This window comes from Novosphingobium sp. Chol11 (assembly GCF_945870625.1).
Taxonomy (GTDB): Bacteria; Pseudomonadota; Alphaproteobacteria; order Sphingomonadales; family Sphingomonadaceae; genus Novosphingobium.
The window spans coordinates 1-4,316 of the sequence record NZ_CAMBTS010000158.1; the positions used below are offsets into that span (position 1 = coordinate 1).

Here is a 4,316-nt window from a genome sequence, read left to right on the forward strand (position 1 = left end):
GCGCGCGTCCGCATCTCGCCGTCACCCATGCTCACCGCGGTGATTTGCAAAGTGCGCGCGGCGGGCGATGTGGCGGAAAGCAGCCGGTCGCCGGTCTTGCCGGTGTTGGTGAGCGTCATGTAGCCCGCGCCGACCGCTTGCGCTGGCGCGGTGACGCGCGACCAGGGATGACCGATCTGGATGGCACCGGCCTTGAAGCCGTGCGCGAGCAGCGGAGCGGAAACGAGCGCAGTCGCGGCAATCGCCGCGAGACGGAGAGACGTCATGGGCAAGATCCTGATGCTGAAATGCGAAAGGCCCTCCGAGCTTTCTCTCAGAACTTTATCAACTTGCCGCCGTGATAACCCCATAAAGATCGTGCGCGTCGGCGTCTTCGATCAGCACATCGGCAAAGTCGCCCGGCTGCAGATCGGCGGAGACATCGCGCAGATAGACCGCGCCGTCGATCTCGGGTGCATCGGCTTCGGAGCGCGCGGTCGCGCCGATGTCGCCGTCCTCGTCGGGTTCGCCCACTTCGTCGATGATCACGCGCACCGTGCGGCCGATCTTCGCCGCCAGCTTGGCCGCGCTGATGCTTTCCGTCTTTTCCATGATCCGGGCATAGCGTTCTTCTTTCACCGCTTCGGGCACCGGATCGGGCAGCGCATTGGCCGCCGCGCCCGCCACCGGCTCGAACCGAAACGCGCCGACCCGGTCGAGCTGGGCTTCATCCAGCCAATCGAGCAGGTACTGGAAATCGGCCTCGGTCTCGCCCGGAAAGCCGACGACAAAGCTGGAGCGGATCGCGATGTCGGGGCAGATCTCGCGCCACGCCTTCAGCCGTTCGAGCACTTTGGCCTCGTTCGCCGGGCGCTTCATCGCGCGCAGCACGCTGGGGCTGGCATGCTGAAACGGGATGTCGAGATAGGGCGTGACCAGCCCTTGCGCCATCAGCGGGATCACCGCATCGACATGCGGATAGGGGTAGACATAATGCAGCCGCACCCACGGCGTTTCGCCGCCCGGCGTGCGCAGCTGGCCAAGTTCGCGGGCGAGGTCGGTCATGTGGGTGCGAACGCTGCGGCCCTGCCACATGCGCTCTTCGTGCCGCACATCGACGCCATACGCCGAAGTGTCCTGGCTGATCACCAGCAGCTCCCTGGTGCCCGCCGCGACCAGCTTTTCGGCCTCGCGCAGCACCGCATCGATCCGGCGGCTGGCGAGTTTGCCGCGCAAGCTGGGGATGATGCAGAACGCGCAGGTGTGGTTGCAGCCCTCGGAAATCTTGAGGTAGCTGTAATGGCGCGGGGTCAGCTTCACATCGCCCGCGTCGGCCTGCGGGATGAGGTCGACATAGGGGCCCATCGAAGGCGGCGCGGCTTCGTGCACCGCCTCGACCACCGCCTCGTATTGATGCGCGCCCGTCACGGCCAGCACGGCGGGGAAACGCGCGCGGATCGCCTCGGCCTCATTGCCCAGGCATCCGGTCACGATCACCCGGCCATTTTCCGCAATCGCCTCGCCGATCGCGGCCAGGCTCTCCTCCTTCGCCGAATCGAGGAAGCCGCAGGTGTTCACCAGCACCACATCGGCCCCGGCATAATCCGCACTCATGGCATAGCCATCGGCGCGCAGCCGGGTCAGAATCCGCTCGGAATCGACCAGCGCCTTGGGGCAGCCGAGGCTGACCATGCCCACTTTGGGCGCACGGGGAAGGGTGATGGGGGAAGGAGTGGAAGCCATTGTGCCGCCGCGCATACGCGATATCGGCGTCTTAGTCACGGCCCTGACGGCTCTGCGAATTGCCAAGCCGCGCCATGCCGCGTAGTCCGGAGGCAGCAGGGGGGCGGCCTTGCGCAGGAAGAGACAATATGGGTCCGGTGAACTGGCTGGCGGTGGGTGCTGCGGTGGCGGCGGCGCTGCTGTTTTCGGCGCTGTGGTATGGCCCGCTCTATGGCCGCGTCAGGCTGGATGAAGTGGGTCCGGGCGGGCTCGGCATCCGGAGTGCGCCGGGGCGGACACTGGCGCTCAGCGCGGCGGCGCTGTTCATCACCGCATCCATGATGGGGCATATGTTCGCCCGCGTCGGCGCGGAAACGCTGGCCGCAAAGCCGTGGCTCTATTTCATGATGTCGGGCGGGCTGGCGATTGCCTTTGTGATCCCGGCGCTGTGGACCAGCTATACCCATCAGCGGATCAGCACCCGCCTTGCGCTGATCGATGCGGGCTTCTGGCTGCTGGCCTATCTGGCAATGGGCGCGGTCTTCTGGCTGTTCAAAGCCTGATCGGCAGATAGGGATAGGGGTCGCGCGGGCGGTTGTTTTGTCGCAGTTCGAAATGGAGCGTGGGCTTTTTCGCCTCGCCGCTCTTGCCGATGCGCGCGATCAATTGCCGCCGGGCCACAGAATCGCCTTCTTTCACCCGCACTTTGCCGAGATAGGCATACGCCGTGACCCAGCCGCCGCCGTGGTCGATCAGGATGAGCTGGCCAAACCGCTCGGGCTCCGTTCCCGCAAACAAAACCCGTCCGGCAGCAGCGGAATATACCCCCATGCCGGGCAGCGCGGCCAGATCGAAGCCGTTGTTGGCAAGGCCCTTCACCGGCGCGCCATAGCGGCTGACGATGGCCCCCGAAGTAGGCCAGAGCAGGTTTGGCGGCCGGCTGGCCGAGGCCGCCGGGCGCGGCGGCAGGAGTGACACAGGTCGCGGTGGCGGCGGCGCGCCAGCGGGATCGGGGCGCCGCAGCACTTGCCCGCTGCGCAGCACATAGGGCGGGCTGAGGCCGTTGGCCGCCGCCAGCGCCTCGATGCTGACCCCCATGGCGCGGGCGATGCCGCTCATCGTATCGCCGGTGCGCACGGTATAGCTCCACGCCACAATCGGGGCCTGCGCCAACGCGGGCCCGAGAACGAAGGACATGCTCAGCAGCGAGGAAGCAACGACCAGCCGCAGCAGGCGGCGCGCCATCAGCCCTGCGGCACCAGCAGGGTGAGGCCGCCCATGTAGCCCTTCAGCGCCTCGGGCACATCGACCGAGCCATCGGCCTGCTGATAATTCTCAAGCACCGCCACCAGCGTGCGCCCGACCGCAAGGCCCGATCCGTTGAGCGTGTGGACGAACTCGGTGCCTTTTCCGCCTTCTGGCCGGTAGCGCGTGTTCATCCGCCGCGCCTGAAAATCGCCGCAGTTCGAGCACGAGGAAATCTCGCGGTATGCGCCTTGGCCGGGCAACCAGACTTCGAGGTCATACGTCTTGCGCGCGGTGAACCCCATATCGCCCGCGCAGAGCAACATGCGGCGATAGGGCAGGCCCAGCGCCTGCAGGATGGACTCGGCGGCGGCGGTCATCCGCTCGTGCTCGGCTTCGGAATCCTCGGGCCGCGCGATCGAGACCAGCTCGACCTTTTCGAACTGGTGCTGGCGGATGAAGCCGCGCGTATCGCGCCCCGCCGCGCCCGCTTCGGAGCGGAAGCACGGTGTGAGCGCGGTCATCCGCAGCGGCAGCGCCGCATCGCTCAGGATCTGGCCCTGCACCGCATTGGTCAGGCTGACCTCGGCGGTGGGGATCAGCCAGCGGCCCTCGGTGGTCTGAAACAGATCCTCGGCAAACTTGGGCAATTGCCCGGTGCCGAACGCCGCTTCGTCCTTCACCAGCAAGGGCGGATTGCATTCCGTGTAGCCGTTCTCGCCCGATTGCCGGTCGAGCATGAACTGGCCCAGCGCGCGGTGCAGCCGCGCCATCTGGCCGCGCAGAAAGGTGAACCGCGCGCCCGAAATGAGCGCCCCGGTCTCGAAATCGAGGCCCAGCGGCGGGCCGAGATCGGCATGCTCTATGGGCGGGAAGTCGAACACACGCGGGGTGCCCCAGCGCGCCACTTCGACATTGCCCGCCTCGTCCGCGCCCTCGGGCACTTCGGCGGCGGGGCGGTTGGGCAAAGCACTAAGGAGCGCATGAATCTCCTCAGTCTTTGCCGCAACGTCAACATCACCTTGCGGGAGATTGTGTTTGAGTGACTCAAGCTCAGCGACGAGATCGGTTGGCGGGTTTTGACCTTGCTTTTTGAAATCGCCAAACTGCTTCGACAGAGCATTCCGACGAGCAAGGCCTTCCTGTTGCGTTGTTAGCGCGTCGCGCCGCGCGCTATCGAGCGCAAGGATCGCCTCGGCCAAAGGCGCAAGCCCCCGGCGAGCCATCGCGGCATCAAAAGCGGCGGGATCATCGCGGATCAAGCGGATATCATGCATGGCCAAGGCCTATGCCCGCTTGGCCGCGCTCTTTCAACCGCGCGTGCTTGTCATGCCTCCGGCGGGCAAGGTCTATTGCCCTTGCATCCCTGG

5 protein-coding genes are annotated in these 4,316 nt (G+C 66.3%); 1 reads left to right on the forward strand and 4 read right to left on the reverse strand.

Going from position 1 to position 4,316, the window contains the following annotated elements; genetic code table 11:
* Both Q0O40_RS15445 and rimO read right to left on the reverse strand, forming a co-directional pair.
* Nucleotides 1-266: copper chaperone PCu(A)C (locus tag Q0O40_RS15445; protein ID WP_295531916.1), on the reverse strand; the 266-nt coding region annotated here is incomplete at its 3' end.
* Nucleotides 267-324: 58 nt separating this feature from the next.
* Complete coding sequence (gene rimO / locus Q0O40_RS15450) at nt 325-1,722, reverse strand: 30S ribosomal protein S12 methylthiotransferase RimO (RefSeq protein WP_295531926.1); 1,398 nt, start codon at nt 1,720-1,722, stop codon at nt 325-327.
* A gap of 128 nt (nt 1,723-1,850) precedes the next feature.
* On the opposite strand from rimO, the gene Q0O40_RS15455 reads away from it, so the two are divergent.
* The gene (locus Q0O40_RS15455; RefSeq protein ID WP_295531919.1) at nt 1,851-2,264 is read left to right on the forward strand and encodes a DUF1761 domain-containing protein; all 414 of its coding nucleotides are present in this window, start codon (nt 1,851-1,853) and stop codon (nt 2,262-2,264) included.
* On the opposite strand, the gene Q0O40_RS15460 is transcribed toward Q0O40_RS15455, so the two are convergent.
* Nucleotides 2,254-2,946: a M23 family metallopeptidase gene (locus Q0O40_RS15460; protein WP_295531921.1), complete on the reverse strand. Its 693-nt coding sequence runs from the start codon at nt 2,944-2,946 to the stop codon at nt 2,254-2,256. The genes Q0O40_RS15455 and Q0O40_RS15460 overlap by 11 nt on opposite strands.
* On the reverse strand, nt 2,946-4,223 hold the full coding sequence (gene serS / locus Q0O40_RS15465) for a serine--tRNA ligase (protein ID WP_295531923.1): 1,278 nt from the start codon (nt 4,221-4,223) through the stop codon (nt 2,946-2,948). Before serS ends, Q0O40_RS15460 begins: the two co-directional genes overlap by 1 nt.
* Between the last annotated feature and the right edge of the window lie 93 nt (nt 4,224-4,316).

Coding starts and splice junctions, on each gene's coding strand:
- Q0O40_RS15455 (WP_295531919.1), top strand. CDS start 1,851: ATGGGTCCGGTGAACTGGCTGGCGGTGGGTGCTGCGGTGGCGGCGGCG.
- Q0O40_RS15460 (WP_295531921.1), bottom strand. CDS start 2,946: ATGGCGCGCCGCCTGCTGCGGCTGGTCGTTGCTTCCTCGCTGCTGAGC.
- rimO (WP_295531926.1), bottom strand. CDS start 1,722: ATGGCTTCCACTCCTTCCCCCATCACCCTTCCCCGTGCGCCCAAAGTG.
- serS (WP_295531923.1), bottom strand. CDS start 4,223: ATGCATGATATCCGCTTGATCCGCGATGATCCCGCCGCTTTTGATGCC.